Source organism: Amycolatopsis sp. A1MSW2902 (assembly GCF_017312175.1).
In the GTDB taxonomy this organism is placed as follows: domain Bacteria; phylum Actinomycetota; class Actinomycetes; order Mycobacteriales; family Pseudonocardiaceae; genus Amycolatopsis; species Amycolatopsis nivea.
In genome coordinates this window covers 193096-217446 of sequence record NZ_QJPO01000003.1, presented here as the reverse complement: position 1 = coordinate 217446, position 24351 = coordinate 193096, and the positions used below count along the sequence as shown (strand labels likewise).

Annotated in this window: 27 protein-coding genes; 13 read left to right on the top strand and 14 right to left on the bottom strand. The window is 69.6% G+C overall.

The features are described from left to right. Positions 1–8: 8 nt before the first annotated feature. Complete coding sequence (locus DMP23_RS44150; protein ID WP_443111376.1) at positions 9–779, top strand: maleate cis-trans isomerase family protein; 771 nt, start codon at positions 9–11, stop codon at positions 777–779. 5 nt (positions 780–784) lie between these two features. After that, entirely contained in the window at positions 785–1579 is a 795-nt protein-coding gene (locus tag DMP23_RS44145) for an SDR family oxidoreductase (RefSeq protein WP_337824759.1), read from the top strand. A 146-nt stretch (positions 1580–1725) separates the two neighbouring features. On the opposite strand, the gene DMP23_RS44140 is transcribed toward DMP23_RS44145, so the two are convergent. The 6 genes from DMP23_RS44140 to DMP23_RS44115 form a co-directional block, all read right to left on the bottom strand. Then, positions 1726–2307, bottom strand: coding sequence for an SRPBCC family protein (locus DMP23_RS44140; protein WP_443111375.1), 582 nt, complete (start codon positions 2305–2307; stop codon positions 1726–1728). A gap of 36 nt (positions 2308–2343) precedes the next feature. Further along, positions 2344–4674, bottom strand: a complete 2331-nt coding sequence (locus DMP23_RS44135) for a xanthine dehydrogenase family protein molybdopterin-binding subunit (protein ID WP_337824757.1) — start codon at positions 4672–4674, stop codon at positions 2344–2346. Further along, entirely contained in the window at positions 4671–5153 is a 483-nt protein-coding gene (locus DMP23_RS44130; RefSeq protein ID WP_337824756.1) for a (2Fe-2S)-binding protein, read from the bottom strand. The genes DMP23_RS44135 and DMP23_RS44130 overlap by 4 nt, the downstream gene beginning before the upstream one ends. After that, positions 5150–6013, bottom strand: coding sequence for an FAD binding domain-containing protein (locus DMP23_RS44125; RefSeq protein WP_337824755.1), 864 nt, complete (start codon positions 6011–6013; stop codon positions 5150–5152). The genes DMP23_RS44130 and DMP23_RS44125 overlap by 4 nt, the downstream gene beginning before the upstream one ends. A gap of 295 nt (positions 6014–6308) precedes the next feature. Next, positions 6309–7070: a hypothetical protein gene (locus tag DMP23_RS44120; RefSeq protein ID WP_337824754.1), complete on the bottom strand. Its 762-nt coding sequence runs from the start codon at positions 7068–7070 to the stop codon at positions 6309–6311. Positions 7071–7479: 409 nt separating this feature from the next. Then, a complete protein-coding gene (locus DMP23_RS44115; protein WP_337824753.1) occupies positions 7480–7950 on the bottom strand; it encodes a hypothetical protein in 471 nt (156 codons plus the stop codon). A 54-nt stretch (positions 7951–8004) separates the two neighbouring features. Between DMP23_RS44115 and DMP23_RS44110 the strand changes: the two genes are divergently transcribed. Together DMP23_RS44110 and DMP23_RS44105 are read left to right on the top strand one after the other, a co-directional pair. Beyond that, positions 8005–8217, top strand: coding sequence for a hypothetical protein (locus DMP23_RS44110; protein WP_337824752.1), 213 nt, complete (start codon positions 8005–8007; stop codon positions 8215–8217). Between the two features lie 4 nt (positions 8218–8221). Continuing rightward, on the top strand, positions 8222–9217 hold the full coding sequence (locus DMP23_RS44105; protein ID WP_337824751.1) for an outer membrane protein assembly factor BamB family protein: 996 nt from the start codon (positions 8222–8224) through the stop codon (positions 9215–9217). Here DMP23_RS44105 and DMP23_RS44100 read toward each other — a convergent pair. Both DMP23_RS44100 and DMP23_RS44095 read right to left on the bottom strand, forming a co-directional pair. Further along, positions 9212–10429 (bottom strand): hypothetical protein, encoded by a 1218-nt coding sequence (locus tag DMP23_RS44100; protein WP_337824750.1) that lies wholly within the window; start codon positions 10427–10429, stop codon positions 9212–9214. The two genes, DMP23_RS44105 and DMP23_RS44100, sit on opposite strands and share 6 nt — an antisense overlap. Before the next feature lie 55 nt (positions 10430–10484). Then, positions 10485–10961, bottom strand: coding sequence for a GbsR/MarR family transcriptional regulator (locus DMP23_RS44095; protein ID WP_134731557.1), 477 nt, complete (start codon positions 10959–10961; stop codon positions 10485–10487). A gap of 104 nt (positions 10962–11065) precedes the next feature. Between DMP23_RS44095 and DMP23_RS44090 the strand changes: the two genes are divergently transcribed. The 3 genes from DMP23_RS44090 (at position 11066) to DMP23_RS44080 (ending at position 14827) form a co-directional block, all read left to right on the top strand. Then, positions 11066–12622, top strand: a complete 1557-nt coding sequence (locus DMP23_RS44090; protein ID WP_337824749.1) for a GMC family oxidoreductase — start codon at positions 11066–11068, stop codon at positions 12620–12622. A 155-nt stretch (positions 12623–12777) separates the two neighbouring features. Continuing rightward, positions 12778–13338 carry an isochorismatase family protein gene (locus DMP23_RS44085; protein WP_037814504.1) on the top strand — a complete coding sequence of 187 codons (561 nt, stop codon included), beginning with the start codon at positions 12778–12780 and terminating at the stop codon, positions 13336–13338. 505 nt (positions 13339–13843) lie between these two features. Continuing rightward, complete coding sequence (locus DMP23_RS44080; RefSeq protein ID WP_337824748.1) at positions 13844–14827, top strand: S1 family peptidase; 984 nt, start codon at positions 13844–13846, stop codon at positions 14825–14827. Between the two features lie 100 nt (positions 14828–14927). On the opposite strand, the gene DMP23_RS44075 is transcribed toward DMP23_RS44080, so the two are convergent. The 6 genes from DMP23_RS44075 to DMP23_RS44050 form a co-directional block, all read right to left on the bottom strand. After that, the gene (locus tag DMP23_RS44075) at positions 14928–15371 is read right to left on the bottom strand and encodes a hypothetical protein (protein WP_134731561.1); all 444 of its coding nucleotides are present in this window, start codon (positions 15369–15371) and stop codon (positions 14928–14930) included. Positions 15372–15581: 210 nt separating this feature from the next. Further along, complete coding sequence (locus DMP23_RS44070; RefSeq protein WP_337824747.1) at positions 15582–16172, bottom strand: 3,4-dihydroxy-2-butanone-4-phosphate synthase; 591 nt, start codon at positions 16170–16172, stop codon at positions 15582–15584. Between the two features lie 20 nt (positions 16173–16192). Then, the gene (locus tag DMP23_RS44065; protein WP_037814493.1) at positions 16193–16873 is read right to left on the bottom strand and encodes a GntR family transcriptional regulator; all 681 of its coding nucleotides are present in this window, start codon (positions 16871–16873) and stop codon (positions 16193–16195) included. Between the two features lie 42 nt (positions 16874–16915). Further along, positions 16916–17440 (bottom strand): flavin reductase family protein, encoded by a 525-nt coding sequence (locus DMP23_RS44060; RefSeq protein WP_199817725.1) that lies wholly within the window; start codon positions 17438–17440, stop codon positions 16916–16918. Positions 17441–17445: 5 nt separating this feature from the next. Then, entirely contained in the window at positions 17446–17874 is a 429-nt protein-coding gene (locus DMP23_RS44055; protein WP_337824746.1) for an ester cyclase, read from the bottom strand. Positions 17875–17906: 32 nt separating this feature from the next. After that, on the bottom strand, positions 17907–19382 hold the full coding sequence (locus tag DMP23_RS44050; protein WP_337824745.1) for a purine-cytosine permease family protein: 1476 nt from the start codon (positions 19380–19382) through the stop codon (positions 17907–17909). 322 nt (positions 19383–19704) lie between these two features. Between DMP23_RS44050 and DMP23_RS44045 the strand changes: the two genes are divergently transcribed. Genes DMP23_RS44045 through DMP23_RS44020 form a run of 6 tightly spaced genes read left to right on the top strand, consistent with a single transcriptional unit; the run spans position 19705 to position 24346 of the window. Further along, entirely contained in the window at positions 19705–20325 is a 621-nt protein-coding gene (locus DMP23_RS44045; protein WP_337824744.1) for an amino acid synthesis family protein, read from the top strand. Next, positions 20322–20873, top strand: coding sequence for an amino acid synthesis family protein (locus DMP23_RS44040; RefSeq protein ID WP_037814485.1), 552 nt, complete (start codon positions 20322–20324; stop codon positions 20871–20873). Before DMP23_RS44045 ends, DMP23_RS44040 begins: the two co-directional genes overlap by 4 nt. Positions 20874–20879: 6 nt before the next feature. Then, entirely contained in the window at positions 20880–21611 is a 732-nt protein-coding gene (locus DMP23_RS44035; protein WP_337824743.1) for an alpha/beta fold hydrolase, read from the top strand. Next, positions 21604–23091 (top strand): aldehyde dehydrogenase, encoded by a 1488-nt coding sequence (locus DMP23_RS44030; RefSeq protein ID WP_337824742.1) that lies wholly within the window; start codon positions 21604–21606, stop codon positions 23089–23091. Before DMP23_RS44035 ends, DMP23_RS44030 begins: the two co-directional genes overlap by 8 nt. Before the next feature lie 2 nt (positions 23092–23093). Beyond that, positions 23094–23306 carry a tautomerase family protein gene (locus DMP23_RS44025; RefSeq protein ID WP_037814481.1) on the top strand — a complete coding sequence of 71 codons (213 nt, stop codon included), beginning with the start codon at positions 23094–23096 and terminating at the stop codon, positions 23304–23306. Further along, positions 23303–24346, top strand: a complete 1044-nt coding sequence (locus tag DMP23_RS44020) for an LLM class flavin-dependent oxidoreductase (protein WP_337824741.1) — start codon at positions 23303–23305, stop codon at positions 24344–24346. The genes DMP23_RS44025 and DMP23_RS44020 overlap by 4 nt, the downstream gene beginning before the upstream one ends. Positions 24347–24351: the final 5 nt, after the last annotated feature.

The following is a 24351-nucleotide window of genomic DNA, read 5'->3' as shown; positions in this document are numbered from 1 at the left end:
GAGGCCCCGTGACCTTCCCCCTGTCCGGTCCCGCCGCGCGCCGCGTCGGCCTGATCGTGCCGAGTTCCAACACGACCATGGAGACCGAGATCCCGGCGATGCTGCGCGCCCGCGAAGCGGTCCGGCCCGACCGGTTCACGTTCCACGCCAGCCGGATGCGCATGCAGCACGTGACGCCGGCCGAGCTGAAGGCGATGGACGACGATTCGCTGCGCTGCGCGGTCGAACTCGGCGACGCGGACGTCGACGTCATGGCCTACGCCTGCCTGGTCGCGATCATGGCGCAAGGCCCCGGCTACCACCGCGAGTCCGAGTCCCGGCTCGCCGGGTGCGCGCGGGCGCAGACGGTGTCGGACGTCCCGGTGCTGTCCTCGGCCGGGGCTCTGGTCAGCGCGCTGCGGCACCTCGGCGCGCGCCGGATCTCGGTGATCACGCCGTACGTCGAGTCGCTGACCAAGCTGGTCTGCGACTACATCGAGGCCGAGGACATCACCGTGCACGACTCGATCTCGCTCGGCGTGCCGGACAACCTCGAGGTCGGCAGGCTCGATCCCGCGCAGTTGCTGGACCTGGCGGCCAAAGTGGACACTCGAGGCGTGGACGCGCTGGTGCTCAGCGCGTGCGTGCAGATGCCTTCGCTGCCCGCGATCCAGCCGGTGCAGGACCGGTTCGACATCCCGGTGCTGTCCGCGTCGACGGCCACCGTGTGGCAGACGCTGACGACCCTCGGCCTCGAACCGGTGGTGCCGGACGCGGGCCTGCTGCTCGCGGGAGCGTGACGGAAATGGGCTTGCTGGAAGGGAAAACGGTCGTCTTCACCGGAGCGGGCGCGGGCATCGGCCGGGAGGTGGTCCGCCATTTCGTCGGCGAAGGCGCCCGGGTCGTCGCGGTCGACCTGTCCCCGGCGGTGACCGGGCTGCCGGACGAACTCGGTGACGCGGTGCTGCCGATCGTCGGCGACGTCAGCGATCCCGCGGTCAATCAGTCCGCTGTGGACGCTGCCGTCTCGGCGTGGGGAAAGCTCGACGTGTTCGCGGGCAATGCCGGGGTGTACGACGGAGCAAAGCCGCTGGAACAGATCGAGCTGGACACACTGCCCGCGGCGTTCGGGGAGCTGATGGGCGTCAACGTCCTGGCTCCGCTGCTCGGCGTGCGCGCGGCTTTGCCGCACCTCATCGCTTCGCGGGGCTGCGTGATTCTCACGGGTTCTTTCGCGACTTACCACGCCTCGGGCGGCGGAGTGCTGTACACCGCGTCGAAGCACGCGGTGCTGGGCCTGGTGCGGCAGTTGGCCTACGAGTTCGCGCCGGACGTGCGGGTGAACGGCATCGCGCCGGGCGTCGCACCGACCAAGCTGCGGGGCGTCGGCGCGTTGGGCCAGGAGCCGGCGGATTCGGTGCTGGACGGCACCGCGGCGGCCCTGCCGACGCAGGAGGTGCCCGCGCTGAGCGACTTCAACGGGGTCTTCACGCTGCTCGCGTCGGACCAGTCGCGCGCGATGACCGGCACGATGGTGCCGGTGGACAGCGGGCTCGGGATACGCGGGCTGGCCCGTCCGGGAGGGCGGGTCGGGCGCTGACCCCATGACTGCGCAATGGCCCGGCGGGTGTCCGCCGGGCCATTGCTTGTGTCTCAGTGGTGCCTGCGCTGGCGTCCGTTCTGGGCGTTGGCGATGGCTGAGAAAGCGGCCCGGCGGGTGTCCGCCGGGCCGCTTCTCGTGCTGTCTCACCGGCGTCGGCGCAGGACCGCGATCATCAGCAGTGCGAGCACGAGCACGCCCGCGACGGTCGCGTTGCGTTTGAGCGCCGGGCTGGTCAGGGCGAGCAGATCGAGCGCGTCCTCCCCGGCAGGCGCCGGCGGCGTGCGCTCTGCCGGGCTTTCCGGGGCGGGTGCGGTCATCCGTCCGGAGAGATTCCGCGAGAACTGGTCGATGATCTTGCCGCTGATGTCCTCGATCGCCCCGCGCCCGAACTGGGCCGGTTTCCCGGTGATCGTCAGATCGGTCCCGACCTTCGCGACCGTCGAATCGCCGTCGGCTTCGAGCGTGCACGTAACGGTGGCCGCCGCGGACCCGCCGCCGCGGCGTTCCTTGCCCGCCGCTTCGATGACGACCCGGTGGGTCGCCGGGTCCCGTTCGGCGAACCGGCCCTGCCCGGCGTAGGCGAGCTGGATCGCGCCGATCTTCACCTTGACGGTCGCGGCGAACGTGTCCCCGTCGCGGGAGGTCAGCGTCGCGCCGGGAAGACAGCCCGCGACCTGTTCGACGTCGAGCAGCGCGGTCCAGGCCTGTTCGATCGGGGCGGGCACGCGGAAAGTGTGCTGGAGTTCCATGGTTCCCTTCGGTCAGCGGGTGAGCTTCGCGTCGTCCAGCCAGGACCAGACGCGCGACGGGTGCAGGGGAGTGGTGGTGATCCGCTCGGCGATCTCCGGCACGGCGGCGGCGACCGCGTTGCCGATCGCGGCGGGCGGCGGGATCGTGCCGCTCTCGCCGAGGCCCTTGAACCCGCCGGGGATCAGGCCGCTCGGCGTTTCGACGTGCTCCAGCACGACGTCGGGGACGTCCTCGGACAGCGGGACCAGGTAGTCGAGGTAGGTGGTGGCGGTCGGCTGGCCGTTGGGGTCGTAGGTGACCTGCTCGTGCAGCGCGCTGCCCAGTCCCATCGCGAACCCGCCGAGCATCTGGCCCTCGGCGACGGCCGGGTTCACGATCACGCCGGAGTCGTGGACGATCCAGTAGTCCTCGACCTTGGTCTGCCCGGTGTCGAGGTCGACCGCGACCTGCGCGCCGTGCGTCGCGTACCCGAAGGTGATGCTCGCCGGGTCGAATTCGACGGTCTCTTCGAGCCGGATGGCCGTCGCTTCGCCGCGGCCCCAGCCCAGCCAGCCGCGGTGGGCGACCTCGCGCCACGGCATGGACGCGCCGCCTTCGGCGCGGAACGTGTCGCCGTCGAGCCGCACCTGCTCGGGGGCGGCGTCGAGGTACCCGGCGGCGAGCGCGCGCATGCGGTGGGCGAGTTTGTCCGCGGCGTTCCAAAGCGCGCCGCCCGCGAGCGCGAGCGCCCGGCTCGCCTGGGAGCCGATGTTCGAGTACGGCGTGACCGCCGTGTCGCCGAGCCGGACGCGAATCCAGTCGCAGGGCACGCCCAGCCGTTCGGCGGCGACCTGGGTCAGCGCGGTGTCGATGCCCTGGCCGACGTTCGTGACGCCGGAGAAGACCGTGACGGTGCCGTCCTCGTTGACCCGGATCGTCGAGGTTTCGTAGCCGCTCCAATGGATGTGGAACATCTCCAGCAGCGCGCTCGGCGCGAACGCGGTGATCTCGACCATCGACGCCAGCCCGATGCCGCGGCGGACCCGGTCGGTCGAGGGTTTCCGCTTCTGCTCGGCGATCGCGGCCGCGCGAGCGAGGACGTCGGGGTAGTCGCCGTTGTCGAACGGAACCCCGGTGTGCGTCAGATGGGGGAGCGCGTCGGACGGGAGCATGTTCCGGTGCCGCAACGTGATCGGGTCGATGCCGAGCACCCGCGCGGCCTCGTCGACGAGCCGCTCGCGGATCCAGGTGCCTTCCTGCATGCCGTAGCCGCGGAAGGCGGCGGTGGGCGTGGCGTTCGTGTACCAGCCGGTGACGGTCGCGCCGGCCTTGTCGTAGCGGTACGGGCCTTCGATCATCAACGCCGCCACCTGGAACGGCCCGGTGCCGCCGGTGCCGGAACTGCAGAACGCGCCGGCGTCGCCGTGGAGGTCGGCGTGGATCGCGAGGAACCGGCCGTCGGCGTCGAGGGCGAGCCGGGACCGGGAGAACGTGCCGCGCCCCTGGTACGCCGCGACCAGCGCCTCGGTCCGGTCTTCGATCCATTTCACCTTGCGCCCCAGCAGTTTCGCCGCGAGGCACACCATCGCCTCGTCCGGCGCGAGCGACGCCTTCTGCCCGAACGAGCCGCCGACGTCCGGCGCGACGACGCGCACCTGGTCCTGGCGCAGCCGCAGGGCCTGGGCGAGTTCCTGCCGGACGAGGTGCGGCACCTGGGTGCTGCTCACGACGAGAAGCTCGCCGGTGGCCTTGGTGTACTCGGCGACCAGCCCGCGCGGCTCCATCGGGCTGTGGCTGATCCGCGGCACGACGAGGTCGCGTTCGACCACGTGCGCGGCGTTCGCGAAGACCTCCTCGAGCTCTTCGACCGCCGTGCCGAAGTGGAAGCTGCCGATCTGGTTGCTGCCGGTCTCCGGGTACAGCAGCGTCGCGTCCGCGGCCCGCGCACCGGCGATGCCGACGACGGCCGGCTTCTCCTCGAAGTCCATTTCGACGAGTTCGGCGGCGTCCTCGGCCGCGGCCCGGCTGGCCGCGAGCACGACGCCGAGCGGCTGGCCGACGAACCGGACGGTGGTGCCGACGACCTGCCAGCCCGGAATCTGCTGCCCGTAAAGCAGCCAGCTGAGCGGGACCTCGTCCACCAGCGGCGCGATCTCGTCCGGTCCGAGCACCAGGACGACCCCGTCTACGGCGCGTGCCTCGGTCGCGTCGAAGCGGGTGAGCTCGCCCATCGCGATCGGACTGCGGACGAGCGCGGCGTGCAGCACGCCGGTCTCGTCGAGGTCGTCCACGTAGTGCCCGTCGCCCGCGAGGAGGCGGTCGTCCTGGACCCGCGCCATGCGGGCGCCGATGTGGCCGGTCATGCGCGCGTCGCTCCTTCGCTCCAGCAGCGGCGGATCGCCGAGCGGATCCCGACGTATCCGGTGCAGCGGCAGACGTGCCCGCCGAGCACCTCGGTTTCGGTTTCCCCGGCGGTTTTCCCGTGCCGTTCGGCGGCGGTCACGCTCATCAGGATCCCGGGGGTGCAGAACCCGCATTGCAGGCCGTGCTCGTCTTTCATCGCCTGCTGGAACGGCGACAGCTCCCCGTCCCGCGCCAGCGATTCGACGGTCTCGACCCGCCGTCCTTCGGCCTGGACGGCGAACATCAGGCACGACCGGATCGGCTCGCCGTCGACCAGCACCGTGCAGGCCCCGCAGACGCCCTGCTCGCAGCCGACGTGCGTGCCGGTGAGGCCGAGGCCGTGCCGCAGGAAGTCGCTCAGCAGCGTGCGGGTCGGCACTTCCGCGGTCGTCTCGGCGCCGTTGACCACCGCGGTCACGGTGCGGGTTTCCTCGCTCATGCGGCCACCTCCTGGAGTTGCCCGGCCTGGCGCCGGACAAGGGTGCGGATCAAGCCCCGGCGGAACGCGGCGGAGCCGTGGTTGTCCGAGGGCGGGTCGATCTCGGCCGACGCGGCCTCCGCCGCCTGCTCGATCGCCGGACCGGCCAACGGGTTCCCGATCAGCGCCGCCTCGCATCCCGGCAGCCGGACCGGACGGTCGGCCACGCCCGCCGCCGCCGCTCGCGCCGCCGTGACCACGTCGTTTTCCGTCCGCACGGCCAAGAACAGCCCGGCGAACGGGAAGTCGCCGTGCCGCCGCGCGATCTCCGCGTAGCCGATCCGGTGCCCCGGCAGCCGGGGGAAGTCGGCGGAAACGAGAAGCTCGTCTGGCTCTTTGCCGGTCATGAAAACCGACTCGAAGAAGTCCTCGGCCGCCACGACGCGCTCGCCGCGGGCGCGGGAGACCAGACGCAGCCGCGCGCCGAGCCCCACCGCGATCGCCGGGAACTCGGCGGCCGGATCGGCGTGGCAGAGCGTTCCGCCGACCGTGGTGCGATTCCGGATCTGCGGGTGCGCGACATGCCCGGCGGCCGTCCCCAGCACCGGCAGCGCCTCTGCCAGCCGCGCGTCGCGCTCGACTGCCGCGAGCCGGACGGTGGCTCCCAGCGTCACGGCGTCGTCGCTGATCGAGATCCGGTCCAGTCCGGCGACCCCGTTGACGTCCAGCAGAAACGCGGGCCGCGCGAACCGCATGGTGAGCAGCGGGACGAGACTCTGCCCGCCGGCCAGGACCGCCATGTCCTCGCCGTGTTCGGCCAGCAGGTCCAGCGCGTCGTCGACGGTCCGCGGCGAGCGGTACGACAGCGGCGGCGGTTTCATGATCCCTCCCGGGAGATCGATGCGGCGGGGACCGAGCCCGCCGTGCCCGGACGACGCCGTCCGAGCCGCTCCCGGGGTGCTGCGGTCCGTTTGGGACTCATAAGTGTATCCACTTGTGGATGCACTGAACTTAAGCACTGTGCGGCCGGTCACGTCAAGAGGGGGCCGTTTCCCCGTCGTCGAGGACGGGAACCCGCCGGTGTCCTCGAAAGCTCTCGCAGCAACAGCGAAGGCCTCCTTGCCCGCAATGGCAAGGAGGCCTTCGTCAGTCCACTATGGATTTACAACAGCGGTGTCACCGGCATTTCAGGACGCCGTCGGAGATCGCCACTCCGCCGACCGTGCCGTTGGCAGCGGGGGTGAACACGAACCGCCAGCCCGGCTTCTCCGCGATGGGCATCTCGAACCGCCCGGCTTCGGCGAGCTTCAGGCCGCGTGCGTCGTACGCCTTGTGCAGGTCCGCCAGCGACGAGCCGATGCCGATGCCGTCCGCGGTCTTGGCGTCGGGCGGCGCGCCCAGCTCGTGCACGCCGTTCTTGCCGAACGACGCGCCACCGGCCGCGGCGAACGCCTTGTCGCGCTCTTCCCGCTTGCCCGCCAGTTCGGCACTCGCCATCGCGGAGTCGGCCGCCAGCTGGGCCGCTTCCGCGTCCTTGGCGGCTGCTTTCGCCAATTCCGCGGCGGACTGGCCGGTGTTCTCCTTCGAGTCCCGGTCCGCCGCGTCCGACTTGGCGTAGAGCTCGTCGGCCTTCTTCTGCGCCGCGGCCTCGGCCGCGAGTCTGGCCTGGTCCGGCGCGGGACCGCCCTGCCAGCTCAGGACCGTGCAGCCGTCCAGCGCGGACACCGGCGCGTTGGCGAGCTTCCCGGTGGCGAGCGCCGCCTCCTTGGCCATCCCCGGCGCGATCCCGCGGTAACCGCCCGCGCCGAAGACCTCGGCGTGCGCGGCGGCGGTTTCCGACGGAGCCGCCGCGGTCCCCGACGAACACGCCGCCAGCCCGCTGACAGCGGCGACCGCCACGACCGCACGGCCTGCGGACAGGACAAAACCCTTGTGCATCTGATTCCCCTCGTACGGACCCAATCCCACGGGTCGTCGTTCCCGGTGCACCGAGATGTCCGACAACCTACCGGAACCGGACGAGGCCTCCCATCGATTACCGGACGGCGCGACGGGCGGGTCTGATCGCCACGACACGGCAGGGTTGCCACGGCAGCGAGACCACTACGGGATCTCGCGTTGGCGAAAACGCGCATCCGGCGACGGTTGTGTGCGTTCGAGCGCGCTTATTTCCGCGATTTCCGGCGGCGCGGCACTATTTGTGCGAACGCCGTCAGCTCCACGGCTTGCTGAGGAACAAGTAGCCGCGCTGAGGCTGGCCCGCGTTCCCCTTGTGGCCGAGTTCCTTCGAGGCCGCGACCGAGCGCCACCGGGCTGTCGTCTTGCTCCCTGGGGCGGACCAGATGACTCATCCCGCGCAGCTGGGAATGACACATTTGAGGATGTAGTTGACCTGTGCGTGGCGTTCGTTGTTTCCCTGCGTGGTCATCGTGAACAGCCCGCCTGCTGTGCCGTCGAAGGAATTGGAGCCGGAATAGGGGAGGTTCCAGTGCGCGTAGGCGTAGCCTTGACCCCCCGTTCTCTCGATTGTGTAGTTCACCCAGCCTTCGGTGCCGGTGAACGCCCCGCAGCTGTCGGACCGCCAATAGACCGCCGTGTGCGGCTGGATCCGGCTGGACGGTTCGGTGTTCCAGCACCCGTGGTCGAGGTGGGACGCCTTGAGGGTCAGGACCCGGTTGGTCTGGTTGAACAAGGTCACGTAGGCCTCGAAGGCCGAATCCGGACCCCGGCGGGGGACCGCGGCCGACGTCCCGGCGGACGTGAGCACATTCAGCACGAGGACGGCAGCGAGCGTCAGGAGCAAACCGGTCTTTTTCATGGCACCCCTCGGCGATAGATGGATTTCCGACTGCGAACTTTCAGCATTGCACCGATGTCAAGCGCCGTTTCTGACGCATTCGGTGCAGCGGCTCCGAATGCGTCAGTTGCGGGCCTTGGCGAAATCAGAAACGGCCGCATCGCACGCGACATCTGGCTGAGAATGTTGCCTAGCGAAATTGTTGCCGCGCGAAGAATGAAGCGGGCCACCTGGTTTCGCGGCGCACCTAATGCGGTTGCCGATGGTCACTCGATCGTGGTGGTCTGATGCGGTGATCGACATCGAGTGGGAGCATCCGCTGCACCAGCGCGGCGTTGCCTCGGGCCTGGCCGTGACGAGCGGTCACGTCATCGTCCACGAGCGCAGCACCAGGCTGGTGAGCCTCGACCCGGCCGACGGTGCTGTGCGGTGGGATGTTCCGCTCGGCACGTGGCCGCGGGCGGTTGCCGTCGTCGGTGATCGGTGGCTGGTGATCCCGCAGAACAACCCCCGGCTGTCCTGTTTGGACCTCGCGACCGGGCGGCAGATCTGGTCTGCGGACGTCCCCGCAACCCCCGGGCATCTGGTCGTTTCGGCGAACGTCGTGCTCGTCGGCGGCTGGCGCGGATACACGCCGCTCCGCGCGTTCGATCTCGCGACGGGGCGGCTCCGCTGGGAAACCGAGCAGCGAATCCGCACCGTGCTGCCCGTGCCCGCCGGTGACGGCTTCCTGATCGGCGTACCGGGCGACATCCGGGTGCGCTTGATCGATCGGCACGACGGCCGGGTACGGGCCGCATGGCGGCTTCCGCAGCCGCTCGTGGACAACGACGCCGGATCCAGCATCGCGGAGGTCGGGCCCGGCCGTTTTCTGCTGCGTTGCGGCCGACGTGCCCTGGCTGAGATCGACCTGTCATCCGACACTGTCCGCGAGTTCGTCCAGGCTGAGACTGACCTTGTGGCTGCGGCGCCGGAACAAGCCGGAGGATTGCTGTGGTTGCCTGAACCTCGCGGCTACACGGTCGTGGACCCCGCCGGAGGACGCCTGCAGTGGCGGGTCGATGTCGGGGAGCGACTCGTCGGCCAGGTGTTCCCGACCGCCGACGGCTTCCTGATCGCCGGCACCTCCGGCGTGCTGTTCCACCTGACTTCCGACGGACGGCTCGCCAATCGCACCCGCGTGGCCCGGCGGATCTGGGTGCTGCGCAGCGCCGCACCCGATCGGCTGTTCGCGGTAGCCAAGGGCAGCCTGATCGCCATCGCGGTCAGGAACAGCGCGTGTTCATAGAAAGCGCGCGCCGCCCTCCAGTTCGAGCAGTTGGCGATCGGACGACTGGAAGATCAACACGTTGTTGATGTTCACCGTCCACTCGTTGACGAACCTGTCCGGGTGAAAATACGGCAGCCGGATCTCCTGCATCCGCGCGGCGAGCATGCCGCTGGCGACCCCGGTGAACGCGGGCTGGCCGGGCATCACCTCGAGCAGCACCTCGTCCGCCAGGACCAGCCCGGGCCGCAACGACACGATCAGGGACGGCGACACGGGAAAGTCCGACCGGACAAGCACTTCCACCTCGAAGCCGGGCGGCCGCGCCGTCGCTGCGTACCCCGGCGGCGAGTCGTGCGCGAGCTTGGCAGCGACCACGGCCGCGGACACAGCACTAGGAGGTTGCGGCTGGCCTGGAACCGGGCGGATGTCGCCGAAATCGACCGTCAACGGACCGAACCGCAGCGGGCCGGGCTCGATCGGCCGGACGACCACCTGTGCGGTGCTGGCCAGTCGCTCGTCGTCTTCGTACCCCGCGGGCAGGAGCAGGTCGACGTCGGTTTCCGGCCCGAGGTCCTGGCCGAGCCCGCGCGCGAGGGCCTCGGATTCGGCGAGGAGGTTGAGCGCGAGGTCCACGACGTCGTCGACCGCGTCGACGAGGTCGCTGCCCAGTTCGTCGATCCGCTCCTCGCGCCGGCCCCGCAGGCCCAGCCGGCTCGACCGGGGGAGTTGCGCCCGAGCCTTCTCGTAGGCCTTGGGCCCGAAGAGCGGAAGCGCCTCGGTCAGCGCCCGGAAGGCCGCCTCGTTCAACGTGTCCAGCGCCGCGGGCACGGCGTCGGGGCGGCCCGCGGAGAGGGAGCACAGCGCCACGTACCGCTCGGCCACCGCGATCTGCAGCGGGGACTTGGCTGAGGCTGCCGCGGCGGCCTCGCGGAACAAGTCACGCGCGCGGGCCAGCTCGGCGGCCCGAGAGCGCGGCTCGGGCGCGGTGCTCGCGTCGCGCAACGCCCGCTGCCCGGCCCCCAACGCGACCGTGTACCGCTGATCCAGCAACTCGTCCAGTTGACGGCCGATCCCGGCCATCTGCTCGCTGAGGCGGTCTTCGCTGGCCACGAGTTCGCCGAGCAGCTCCGAGGCCAGCCCGCTGAGCTCGTCGTTCCCGGTGAGCGCACGGATCAGCTGGGAAGCGCCGTACTTCGCGGCGATCGTGGCGATCGCGGTCAATGGCTCCACCTGGCTCACCTTAAGGCCAGGTCAGTGCGCGCAGGTCCGGATTGAGTCATCCGGGTCAGGCATCGGACTCGGTTCGGCTGGAGTACTCGGCCAGGAGCGCTTCGAGCTGTTCGGTCATGAAGACGTAGTAGTCGCGCATTCGCCGCAGCCGGGCGCGTTGCTCGGCTGCCAGGTGTTTGCCGTGTTCTTGTGCGCTCTCGGCCAGCTCGAGCAGTTCGCGGGTCGCGTTCACCTGGTGCTGCAGGCAGCCGAGCCAGGCGTCGTCGCGCCAGCGGTAGACGAACTGGCGGCTGCCGGGGTTCTTGGTCCGCTCGACGACGCCGTTGACCATGAGCAGCCGCGTCATCTCGGACACGGAACCCTTGCTCGCGTCGAGCGCGTCCTGGAGTTCGCCGAGGGTCAGGGGTTTTTCGCTGAGCAGCAGCACGCCGCTGGTGCGGCCCGCCATCGGCGGCCAGCCCATCGCCCGGCCGATGCGCAGGCCGAAGTCCTCGACGAGCGCGTGCTCGGCGGACCGGTCGGGCAAGGTCATCGGCACCTCACGGTAGCTCAGGAAAAACTGAACGTTCACTCTTGACTGAACGTACGGCCGGGGATCATTCTAGCCGCCACGGAGACCGGCGAAGGGGCAGGCACATGGCGGACAGCGGCTGGGACCTCATCGTGGTCGGCGCCGGATCCTCGGGAGCGGCGCTGGCGGTCCGCTCGGCGGAGCGGGGCAAGCGGGTCCTGCTGCTCGAGGCCGGTCCGGACTACCGGTCCGCGGAGATGCCCGAAGCGTGGCGCTCGCCCAATCCCATCGTCGCCCTGCTGGACCCGGCCGCGGCCAAAGAGCTGGTGTGGTCGGGCTTGGATTCCACGCGGACGGACAAGCAGTCGCCGGCGCTGTACTGGCGCGGCCGGGGCGTGGGCGGCAGTTCGTCGATCAACGGGCAAATCGCGATCCGCCCGCCGATGGCGGATTTCGCCGATTGGGCGCTGCCGGGCTGGGGACCGGGCGACGTGCTGCCGTACTTCGCGAAGCTGGAGGACGACGAGGCTTTCGGCGACGAGCCCTACCACGGCCGCGGCGGTCCGACTCCGATTTACCGTATGCCGCAAGAGAATTGGGGCGCGGTCGACGCCGCGCTGCACCGCTCGGCGATCGCCGCGGGATACGGCTGGGCACCTGATGTGAACGCTCCGGGAGCCAGCGGCGTCTCGCCGTATCCGATCAATTCCCGCGCCGGGCGGCGGGTTTCGGTCAACGACGCCTACCTGGAACCCGCCCGGGCGCTGCCGAACCTGACCATCCGCGGCGACGCGCTCGTGGACCAGGTGCTCTTCGACGGCAGCCGCGCAATCGGCGTCCGGGCGGTCATCGGCGGGACGGCCACGACCGAACTCGCCGACACGGTCGTGCTGAGCGCAGGCGCGATCCACACGCCGACGATCCTCCAGCGCTCCGGCGTGGGACCCGCGGGTCAGCTGCGGTCGCTCGGCATCGACGTCCGCGCGGACCTGCCGGTCGGCCGCGGCCTGCAGGACCATCCGATCGCGATGATCCAGCTCCCGCTGACCGAAGCGGCGGCGATCAAGACGCCGGACGACCGGCACACCAACGTCTGCGTCCGCTTCACCAGCGGCCCCGGCGCGCCCGAAGGCGACCTGATGTTCGTCTCGATGAACCAGAGCGTGCTCGCCATGGCGTTCGCGGACACCGGAGCCGGGGCCGGTTCGTACGGGGTGTGGCTCAACCAGAACTATTCGCGCGGCGAGGTCAGCCTGATCTCCACTGATCCGGACGCGCAACCGTTGGTGCGCCAGCGAATGCTCTCCGACGAACGCGACCTGCCGCGGCTGCGCGCCGGTATTCGAGCGCTGGTCGAACTAGCTCGCGCCGACGAGACCGCGCCGATCCTCAGCGGTTCGTTGGAGAGCGCGAACGAGGAGCTGTTCGCGGTGCTGGACAACGACAGTGAGCTGGACGACCACCTGCTCGCCACCGCGGGCGACTCGCAGCACGCCACGAGCACGTGCCGGATGGGCGACCCCGGACACCGCGACACCGTGGTCGATCCCGACTGCCGGGTACTCGGCTTCGACGGCCTGCGCGTGGTCGACGCCTCGATCTTCCCCTTCGTTCCCCGGGCCAACACCAACCTGGCTTCGATCATGGCGGGCGAGCTAATGGCCGAACGACTCGACCGCTAAAAGATCAGATTCCTCTCCGCCGAAACCTGGGTCCCGCTCCCAGCGACAACAAAGAATTCCGAATCGAACAACCGCGCTGGATCGTGCGGTAGCAATGCCGCGAAAGGCGCGCTATGGTGCTGCTGGCTCGTGGGGGACTTTGCCTGGAGGGGAAAATGACCACACTGGACAACCGGCCGAAAACGGCATTGCTGGTGATCGACGTGCAGAACGCGGTCGTTTCCGGCGCGCACGCGCGGGACGAGGTCGTCGCGAACGTGGCGGAACTGGTGGCCAACGCCCGCGAACACGCGGTGCCGGTGGTGTGGGTGCAGCATTCCGACGAGCAACTCGCCTCGGGGAGCGAGGAGTGGCAGATCGTGCCCGAACTCGCCCCCGCGGAGAGCGAGCGCCGGGTGGAGAAGAACTACGCGGATTCGTTCGAGGGCACCGCACTGGAAGAAGTGCTCTCGGATCTGTCGGTCGGCAAGCTCGTGGTAGCCGGCGCGCAAACCGACGAGTGCATCCGGGCCACACTGCACACGGCGATCGTGAAAGGGTACGACGCGCTTCTGGTCGCCGACGCGCACACGACCGAGGACCATTCCGAATGGGGCGCCCCGCCGCCGGATCAGGTCATCGCGCACACGAACCTCTATTGGACCTACCACCGCGCGCCGGGTCGTTCGGCGGGCACGGTGCGGACAAAGGAAATGGACTTCGCCGCCATCGACTGAACCGTCTCCGCCCCGGGTTCGCCGAGGAGGGTGGCTCGGGATTGTTGCCGACGCCGCGTTTCACGTAGGTGTCGGGCTGATGCCCAGCCTGGCCGCGACTTCGGTCCGTTCGGCGTAAGGCTGCTTGCTCCAGTCGCGCGAGCGCGATTTCCTGGTTGATCAAGCGTGTCGATACGCGGTAACCGTCTCAAGTGGACACTCGTCCGCCAACAGGCTCGAACGCATCCCGCCGCTGCGCCGTTCGGGCGCGCGCATTGCGCCAAACGTGAACCTACCTTCGTCGGTGTCGCGATTGCCCGGAACTGTTCGAGAATCACGAACCTCAGGTTGATCACGTTCCGTTTCCACAACGAGACGGTTGGAGGCTCATGATCCGGTCACCCGACGCCCGGGGGAGGAGATCCCTCCGCAGCTAGCCGAGTCCGGCACCGAATCCGGAGGCCCGGATGCGGGCTTCCCCTGCGGTGCACGTCCTTTCTCTCCCGTTCCGCGCAGGAGGAAACACATGCGATCGACACGTTTCAGGCTGAGCGTCCTCGCCGTCGGCTCGTTCGGCACGCTGGCCCTCGCCATGACCACCGTGCCCGCCGCGTCCGCGGCGGCGACACCGGCCGCGGTCATGAGCAGTCTCGGCTCCGCCACCGGCGGGCACTACCTCGACGACAGCGGCGCCTCGGTCGTCACTGTGCTCAACAACGCCGACGCGGCCAAGGTGCGCGCTTCCGGCCTGAACGCGCAGGTGGTGAAGTACAGCCTGAGCCAACTCAGCACGGTGAAACAGCAACTGGACGCCACCGGCGGCGTGCCCAGCGCAGGCTGGGGCCTCGACCTCGCGCACAACCAGGTCGTCGTCGACGTCTACGACGCCACCCCGAAGGCGCAGAAGGACGCGCTGCTCGAGACCGCCCGCCAGCACGGCGACATGGTCCGCGTCGAACACCATCCGGGTGCCATGTCGTTGTTCATCAAGGGCGGCGACAAGATCAGCAACGGCCAAGCGTCCTGCTCCAACGGATTCAACGTCGAGAAGGACGGCAAGAAGCTGCTCCTCTCCGCAGGCCACTGCGAAAAACTCGGCGGCGGCGGTCCGTGGAACGACGGCAAGACCGTCGACGCGGTGTTCCCCGACGAAGACAACATGCTCGTGGAGAACGCGTCGGGCGAAGGACCGAGCGAGATCAACGACGGCACCAAGATCACCGAATTCGCCGACGCGACGGTCGGCGAGGAGATGAAGCGCGCCGGCATCACCTCCGGCGTGACGTCGGGCAAGGTCACCAAGGTCGACTACACCTTCGAAGCCGAGGGCTACACGGTCTACCACGAGTTCTGCACGACCGCCCACTCCGACCACGGCGACTCCGGCGGCCCGGCCTACGACGGGGGCAAGGGTCTCGGCACGCTCTCCGGGGGAGACACGCAGACGTCGTGCTTCTTCCCGGCGACGCTGTCGGCCAAGCGGTACGGGGTGACGCTGCCCCAGTCCTGATCCTCGGGTGCCGTGGGGAGGCTCTGGAGCCTCCCCACGGTATTTCCGTGGGTGAAAGGGCGATAAAGCGCTGCAGGCCGCAATTGCGAATCGGCGGCGGTTACTTCCGTTGTTCGAGCCGGTAGCTGCCGTTGTTGCCGAGCACGAATCGTTCGAGGGGGTAATACGTGCGGTAGCAGCCGATTTTGAAGACGCAGAGCGCGATCTTCGCCTGTTTCACCAATGTCGCTTCGTAGTGCGCGGATCCGGGGTAGCTGAGCTGGTTCTGGATGAGGCCCTGGTAGTCGGCGACACCGCCGCCGTCTTCCTTGAGGTAGTCGTAGTGGCGGATGTTGCTGACGGTCTTGCCGTCGTAGCACCAGTCGACCCGCACGGCCCATTTGACCGCCGTGGCGTGGGTGGTGCTCGGGTAGCTGATGTAGCGATCCGCGAACGTGCAGCTGGTTTTGGCCGGGGCGGCGGACGCGGGCTGACCGGCGGATGCCGTGGCTGCCAACGCCACCGTCGCGGACGCCGCGAGGACTGCCTTTCGAAGCACCTGCACGACCAGCCTCATTCCTTTGTGGACACCGCGGGTGGTTGATCAACTTCACATAGTAAGAACCCGGGTGTGGAGGCGCAACGGACACGAACGGGTGGACAGGCCGCGTCTCGTCCGCGAATCGGGGTGCCCGCAGCTGCCGGAGTCATTTCCTGAAGGAATGATTTCTGGAGTCGTGGTGCAAAAACACCCGACTCGCCAGAATCGCGCGCGTCAAAGAGCGTGCTGCACCGGTCCCCAGGCCGCCACCGGAAGCCCATGCTCAGCAGCGAACTGAGCAGCCGCGAAGTCGTCCAGCAACTCGCCCCGATCGTCGACCAACCGGCACACCATCGCAACCGGATGATGCCCAGCCGCGGAAACGAGTTCGACCGCTCGTTCCCACACCCGCGGGCGGCCACTCGAAGCGCACCGGACAGGCAGCACATGCCCAGGACGGATCAGATCGGCGGGCACCGTGCCCGGATCGGCGAGGACTCGCATGGTGCGGGCTCGGTCGCGGGCCGAGATGCCGGTTCCGGTGTCGACCGCGTCGACGGCGACGGTGAAGGACGTTCCGCTGTCTTCCGAGGCGAGTACGGGCTGGTCAGGGATCCGTAGGCGGTCCAGCCAGGCGGACGGGGCGGCGGCGTGCAGCAGGCCGCTGGAGTACCGGATAGCGAAGTGCAGCAGTTCGGGCGTCGAGGACTGCGCGGGCAGGACGAGCACTGCTCCGTCGTCGTCCGGGAGCACTGCGGGGCGGCCGGAGGCGAGGGCGAGATAAACAGTGTCGGCTGGGGCCGGGAGGGTGCAGAGGTCGGTCATCGTGGGTTTCCTTGCGGTGGTCAGGGTGCGGCGTCGCCGGTGCGCAGGCCTGCGAGGAGGGCGCGGCGGCTGGCTCGGACGTGCTCTCGCATGACCTGTTCGGCGCTGTCGCCGTCTTTGGACAGGATCAGTTCGAGGACGTGGTGGTGTTCGCGGTCGGACTGGTGCGGCCGGCCCGGTTGTTTGAGCGACGTGGTGACCAGGCGCGAGTAGGCGAGCTGGTTCATCAGGGTGCGGTAGTGCGCTTCGAGTTTGCGGTTGTCCGCGCCGACGATGATGAGGTCGTGGAATTCTTCGACGAGCTGGGCGTAGCGCGCCCGGTCGTCGGCGTCGACGGCCAGGTCGGCTTGGCGCAGATTCTCTTTGAGCTGGTCGATCTCGGGCACTTGGCCGCGCTGGGCGAGCAGGCGCGCCGCGGCTCCTTCGAGGAGTTCCTTCATCTCGAACAGTTCCGTGATTTCCCGGCGGGACGGTGCGGTGACGAAGGTGCCGACGCGCGGGCGGATCTCGACCAGGCCTTCGGTCTGCAGCTGCTTGAAGGTTTCCCGGACCGGGGTGCGGCTGACGCCGAACTCCTCGGCGAGCGCGAGTTCGGACAGGCTCATCCCGGGCGAGACCTCGCCGGCGATGATGCGCCGCCGGATCTCGGCGATCAGCCTGCCCTGGATGGAGCCGGTGCTCGTCCCGTTGACGCCAGCCATGGTGCCTGTCTCCCTTCGCCTGCCCCGCGTTCCGCTGCCGGCCTAGGCCAGCGGGTCGAGGGCGCTTCCGTCGAAGAACCTACCTGCGCTGTACACCATCGACGGGATGTCGGCGGCCTCCGCGTGGACGACCCGGCAGATGAACACCGTGTGCGTGCTCGCCAGCAGCCGCTCGCGGATCTCGACCTCCATCCGTGCGGCGCTGCCCTCCAGCAGCGGGCTGCCGTGCGGGCCCGGCGTCCAGTCCAGGCCCGCGAACTTGTCGGCGGATTTCGTCGCGAACGTCTTGACGACGTCGAGCTGCCCGGCGGACAGGATGTTGATCGCCAGGTGCCCGGTCCGGTACAGGCAGTCGTGCGTGGAGGACGTGTGCTGGACGGCGACCATCACCGTCGGCGGGTCGAGCGAGATGCTGGAGAACGCGTTGACCGCGAGCCCGCGCGGGGTGTCGCCGTCGAGCGCGGCCACGACGGTGACGCCGCTGACGAACCGGCTGTTGACCTGCTTCATCAGGTCCGGGTCGGGGAAGGTCATCGGGGTGTTCCTCGGCGGGATCGTGGAAGTCATGGCGGTCACCGGTCCTGTCCGACGGCGACGATGCCGAGTGCGGTGAGCAGGGCGCGCGGGTCCCAGGTGACCGTCTCCTCGACGATGCGGTCCTCGCTGAACCGCGCGAAGGTGGCGCCGTTGACCGCGACGGGCCGGTTGGTCGCCGGAACGCCGAGGAACGACTCGGTGTGCGAACCGGTGCTGTGCCAGCGGATGGCCGCGCGGTCGCCTTCGACGACGATCTCGTCCACGACGGTCGTCAGGTCCGGGAACGCGGAGCGGGTCGAGGTGATGGAGGCTTTGAACTGGTCGCGGTCGTGTTCGGCGCCGCCGCTTTCGATCCGGCGGTAGCCGGGGCTGAGCAGGTCGTCGAGCGCGTCGACCTCGCCGCGGTCCCAGGCGCTCTCCCAGGCGGCGCGGATGCGGTCGCGCCGGGAGTCGTTGTCGGCCATCACGATGTGTCCCTTCTCTTGGTGCGGGGCGGTCAGGACGCCCGGGCTGTGCTCTTGACCTCGGCGGCCTTGACCGCGGGGTCGTCGAAAACCGGTTTCTCGCGGTGCCACAGCGGCGGCAGCCGGTAGGTCAGGACGAAGACGATCGCCGCGACGCCGAAGCCGACGAAGTACGACAGGTCGCCCCACTCGGGATGCGCTTTCGCCATGGGGCCCACGTAGAACGACAGGTTCCAGAACAGCGCGGAGACCGCCGCGCCGACCACCCAGGCGACGAAGCCCCATTCGAGGATCCGGCGGGAGTCGTAGAGTTCGGCGATGCGCGACCGGTCGCGCCGGTGCCCGAGCGCGTAGTCGAGCAGCAGCACCGCGCCGAACGGGGCGATCAGGTACGCGCCGAGGAACAGGAACGTCTTGAACTTCGCCTCGAAACCCTCGTCCGCCCACAGGCTGATCGCGTAGGCGACCGCGCAGATGGCGGTGACCGCGGTGCGGCGGCTGATCGGGATCCGCAGCGTCTGCACCGAGATCGCGCCGCCGTAGACGTTCAGGAAGTTCTGCGAGAACGACGAGATCAGGATGACCAGCAGCGCCGGGATGTGGAACGGGCCGGTGAGCCGGTCGAGCGCCTCGATGGGGCTTTCGCCGGACGCGGCCGAGTTGCCCAGCAGCGCGCCCGCGATGCCCAGCCAGGACAGCGACAGGAAGTTGCCGGCGAAGGTCCAGACGCCGGTGGCGCGGTTGACGCGGTTGCTGTCGGGCAGGTAGCGGGAGTAGTCGGAGGCGAACGGCCACCAGGCGATCAGGAAAGACAGGAAGTAGCCGGCGAAGGTGATCCAGCCGCCGGTGCCGCCGATCCAGCCGGACGCGTGCGGGTTGGACTGGAAGCTGCCGGTCCAGCCGCGGCTGACCGAGACGACGGTGATCATCACGAAGCCGAAGAACAGCACGACCGCGAGGATCCGCTCGAGGTAGTGGATCATGTTGTAGCCGAACACGGCCACGACGAGCTGCAGCACGACCAGCACGAGCGTGCCCAGCCAGTAGGGGATGCCCGGGGCGAGCGCCTTGAGCGCCTGCCCGCCGAGGATGACGGTGACCGCGGCCCAGCCGATGCCGGCGAAGACGTTCACGTAGGCGACCGGGATGAAGTTCCCGAAGAACCCGAGCGGCCCGCGGGCCTGGATCTGCTGGGCGACGCCGAGGCGTCCGCCCATCCGGGAGAAGACGCCCATCAGCACCGCGCCGAGCAGCGAACCGCCGATGATCGCGGTGACCGCGGACGTGAGCGACAGCCCGAAGCCGGACGCGACGAACCCGAGCACCATGATCGGGAAGTTCATGCCGGCCGCGAACCAGATGAAGAACTGCGAGACCGGCTTGCCGTGCCGTTCGGAGTCGGGGATCGCGTCCACTCCGTACGGTTCGACCACCGCGATCCGGTCGCGGTAGTGCAGGTCCGGTGCTTCCCCGGCCGGTACCGGGGATGCAGCGTCGTTGCTGGGCATCGGATCACCTTTCGCAGGGGGATCGAAGCGCGGGAGACAAGGCGGACGACGGGGCGTCCGGATCGGCCGGTACTGCGGCGGGGGCCGCTTCCCTGGCATGCAAGAGAAGGTAGGCGCGGCCACGCTTGCATGTCAATGGGTTGCGGCCGCCAGTGCGGGGGAGGACGCGGTGGCCCGGCTCGCGGCCAAGCCGAGAAAGCGCATTTGATCTGCGGTTATGTGCTTCCGATCTGCGTCGAGTCGGGGCTTTTGACGAGTGGGGCCGGTGCGGTCCGCGCCCGATCCCTTGACGTCCGACCCGTCCCGACTTACGGTCTGTGGCATGCAAGAGGAAGTGAGCGCTGACGAGATCGGCCTGCGCAAGGTCGTGGTCTACCGCGAAGAGGTGGTCGCCGAGGCCGGTGCGCCGCCCGCGCGGCCCGCCGTGCAGGCGAGCGTCGCCGCGGTGCTGCGGAATCCGTGGCTGGGCACGTGTCCTTCGCGGGACCTGTCCCCGGAGGTCGTGTCGATCGCGCCGGTCCTGGCCCGGGTGCTGACCGGGCGGCTGCTGGACGCGCTGGGCGGGGTGGACGCCGTCGAGGCGTTCGGGAAGGCCGCGGTGGTCGGCAACGCCGGCGAGATCGAGCACGGCGGCGCGCTGATCCACACCCCGTACTTCGGCAACCTGATGCGCGAGTTCCTCGACGGCGAATCGATCATCTGCTTCGCCGACACCCGCGCGGAGGCCGGGACGACGCTGGTGGTTCCGTTGTGGCACAAGACCCACGCCGCGACCCGGAGCCACTACCAGACGGTCGCCACGCGGATTTCCGACGCCCCCGGGCCCGGCGAGATCGTCGTCGTCGCCGCGGCCTCCACCGGCCCCCGCCCGCATCCCCGCATCGGGGACCGCACCACCGATCCCGCTGTCACCTCGAAGAAACTGGAGAGCGTTCCGTCATGAAGCTGCGCAAGATCGTCACCGTCGTCGAGGAGACCCTCACCGAGGGCGGCCGCCCGGTGGAGCCGGCCGCGCGGGTCGCCGTGGTCGCCGCGATCATCGAAAACCCTTGGCACGGACAGGGTTTCGTCGACGACCTGGCCCCCGGGATCGAGGCGACGGCCTCGGACGTCGGCGCCCTGCTCGCCCCCCGGGTGATGGAGGCGCTGGGCGGGCCCGCGGAGGCGTACGGCAAGGCCGCCATCGTCGGGCTGGAGGGCGAGATCGAGCACGGCTCGGCGCTCATCCACACCTTGAAGTTCGGCGACCACTTCCGCAAGGCGGCCAACGCCACCACGCTGCTGCCCGCCGTCGAGAAGCGCGCGCCGGCGGGGATCGTCTTCGACATCCCGCTCAAGCACATCACCGACGCCACGATCCGCTCGCACCACCAGACGGTCGAGGTCCGCATCGCCGACGCGCCGCACGCCGGCGAGATCGTCGTGGCCCTCGCCGCCGCCGCACAGGGACGTCCCCAGCAGCGGCTCGCTCCGCTCACCACCGAGCAGTAGCCGCCGATGACCGCGCAGACGCTGGTTCTCCTGCACGGTGTGGGCCTCGACCGCACCGTGTGGGAGCCGGTGACCGCACTGCTCGGCGGCCGGTTCCGGATCGTCGCGCCCGATCTGCCCGGCCACGGTTCGCGTCCGCCGGTACCCGAGGGCACGACGCTGGGCGATCTCGCGGCCGGCGTCGCCGGAGAGATCCCGCCCGGCGCGCACGTGGTGGGATTCTCGCTCGGCGCGCTCGTGGCGCAGCATCTGGCGGTGCACCGCCCGGAGCTCGTGGCGACGCTGACCTCGGTCAGTTCGGTCTGCCGTCGCACCGAGGCCGAACGGGCGGCGGTGCTGAAGCGCTTGGCCACGGCGGAGGCCGACCCGCGAGCGAGCACGGCCGCCTCGTTGCACCGGTGGTTCGACGGGACCGACGTGTCCGCGGACCGGATCCGCGCCACCGAAGCCACGCTGGAAGCCAATGATCCGGCCAGTTTCGCCCGCTGCTACCGGGTGTTCGCGACGGCCGACGCGGAGATCGGGCCGCGGCTCGGGGAGATCCGGGCTCCGGCGCTCGCGGTCACCGGCGAACTGGACCCGGGCTCCACGCCGGAGATGACCCGCCGGCTCGCCGGGGCCGTCCCGGACTGCACGGCGGAGGTGATCCCGGGCGCCCGGCACATGCTTCCCGTCCAGAACCCCCGCGAACTCGTCACCTGTTTGACCGCATTCATCGGAAGGTGCTCCCATGTCTGAGCCGCGACGGCTGTACCACTTCATCGGCGGCAAGCCGACGCCGCCGGATTCGGGCGAGTATTTCCCGAGCGCCAACCCGGCCACCGGCGAGGTCCTCTACGAGGCGGCGCGCGGCAACCACCGCGACATCGCCGCCGCGGTGGAAGCCGCCCGCAAGGCGTTCGACGACTCGCAATGGCAGGAGCTGAGCCAGACCCGGCGCGGTCATCTGCTGCGCCGCCTCGGCGACCTGATCGCGGAGAACGCCGAAGAACTCGCCCGTTCGGAAAGCCTCGACAACGGCAAACTGCTGCGCGAAATGCGCGGCCAGCTCGCCACTCTGCCCGAGTACTACCACTACTACGCCGGGCTCGCCGACAAGATCCAAGGCGACGTGATTCCGACGTCCGACCGGCGGGTCCTCAACTACACCGTCCGCGAGCCGCTGGGCGTCGTCGGCGCCATCACGCCCTGGAACTCTCCGCTCACCCTGACCGGCAGCAAACTCGCGCCGGCCCTGTGCGCGGGCAACACGGTCGTGATCAAGCCGTCCGAGCACACGTCTGCGACGGTGCTGCGCCTCGCCGAACTCGCGGTCGAGGCGGGCTTCCCGCCCGGAGCGGTCAACGTCGTGACCGGGTTCGGCGGCGAGGCGGGACAGCCGCTGGTGGACCACCCCGGGCTCGCCAAGATCTCGTTCACCGGCAGCACCGCGACCGGGTCGCGGATCGCCGCCGCCGCGGCGGGCCGGTTCATCGGCTCGACACTCGAACTCGGCGGGAAGTCGCCGAACATCGTCTTCGAGGACGCGGACGTCGCGAACGCGGCGACCGGCGTGGTGGCGGGGATTTTCGCCGCCGCCGGGCAGACCTGCATCGCGGGCAGCCGGGTGTTCGCCCATCGCGCCGTGTACGACGAACTGCTCGAACGCGTCAGCGAACGAGCCCGCAGCATCCGCATCGGCGACCCGCTCGCCGACGACACCGAACTGGGCCCGCTCGCGTTCCCGGACCAGCGCGACAAGGTCGCGTCCTATGTGGACCTCGCGCGCAGCGAGGGCGCCCGGGCGCTGACCGGCGGCCGCGCCACCGACGGCGGGCTTGGCGGCTGCTTCTACGAACCCACTGTGCTCGTGGATGTCCACAATGGAATGCGCGCCGTGCGCGAGGAGATCTTCGGCCCGGTCGCCGCGATTATGCCGTTCGACACCGAGGACGAGGTCGTGGCGCTGGCGAACGACACCGACTATGGGCTCGCCGCGGGCGTGTGGACGACGAATCTCGCCCGCGCGCACCGGATGGCGGCGCGGCTGGACGCCGGCACGGTGTGGGTGAACACCTACCGCGCGATGTCGCCGATGTCGCCCCGGCAGGGCTTCAAGGCCAGCGGCGCCGGCGTCGAGCACGGCACCGAGACCATCAAGGAATACACCCGCCTCAAGAGCGTCTGGATCAACACCGACGAAGGCCCGGTGCCCGATCCGTTCGTGATGCGGGGCTGACCGTGCCGAACATCGACATCAGCCTCGCCGAGGGCCGGAGCGAACAGCAGATCCGCGACCTGATCTCGGCCGTGCACGAGGCGGTGCTGAGCACCGTCGGCGCCCGGCCCGAGCACATCCGCGTCCTCGTCCGCGAAATCCCCCGGACCCATTGGGCCACCGGGAACCAGACCATCGCCGAGATGCACGACGGCCGACCGAAGGAGTTTCAATGAGGTTCTCCCTCTTCGTCCACATGGAACGCTGGGACGAGCAGACCACCCACCGCGAGCAGTTCGAGAACCTGGCCGAACTGGCGCTCATGGCCGAGGCCGGCGGGTTCGGCACCGTGTGGGTCGGCGAGCACCACGCGATGGAGTACACGATCGCGCCCAGCCCGATGCCCGTCCTCGCCTACCTCGCCGCCAAGACCAGCACCATCCGGCTCGGCGCGGGCACCATCATCGCCCCGTTCTGGAACCCGATCCGCGCCGCGGGCGAAACCGCGCTGCTGGACGTGATCAGCAACGGCCGCATGGAAGTCGGCGTCGCCCGCGGCGCCTACCAGATCGAATTCGACCGGCTCGCCCCCGGGCTGAAGGCCACCGACGGCGGCAAGCACCTGCGGGAACTGGTGCCCGCGGTCCGCGCGCTCTGGCAGGGCGACTACGCGCACGACGGCGAGATCTGGCAGTTCCCGACCGCGACCAGCGTCCCCAAGCCGGTCCAGCAGCCGACGCCGCCGATGTGGGTCGCCGCGCGGGACCCGGCGTCGCACGACTTCGCGGTCGAACAGGGCTGCAACGTCATGGTGACGCCATTGATGAAGGGCGACGAGGAGGTGGCCGCGCTCAAGGAGAAGTTCGACACCGCGGTCGGCAACCACCCCGAGGTCCCGCAGCCGGAGATCATGGTGCTGCGCCACACCTACGCGCACTCGCCCGACGATCCCGACGGCTGGCGTCCGGCGGCGGCGGCGATTTCCCGGTTCTACCGCACCTTCGACGCCTGGTTCGGCAACAAGACCGTGCCGGAGAACGGTTTCCTCGAGCCGAGCCCGGAGTCGACATTCGCCGATCGTCCCGAATTCTCGCTCGACTCCCTGCACCGCACCGCGATGATCGGCACCCCGGAGGAGATCATCGCCCGCCTCAAGGAATACGAAGCACTGGGCATCGACGAGTTCAGCTACTGGACCGACAACAGCATGACGCACGAAGAGAAGAAGGAATCCCTCGCCCGCTTCATCTCCGACGTCGTGCCGGTCTTCTCCTGACAGTT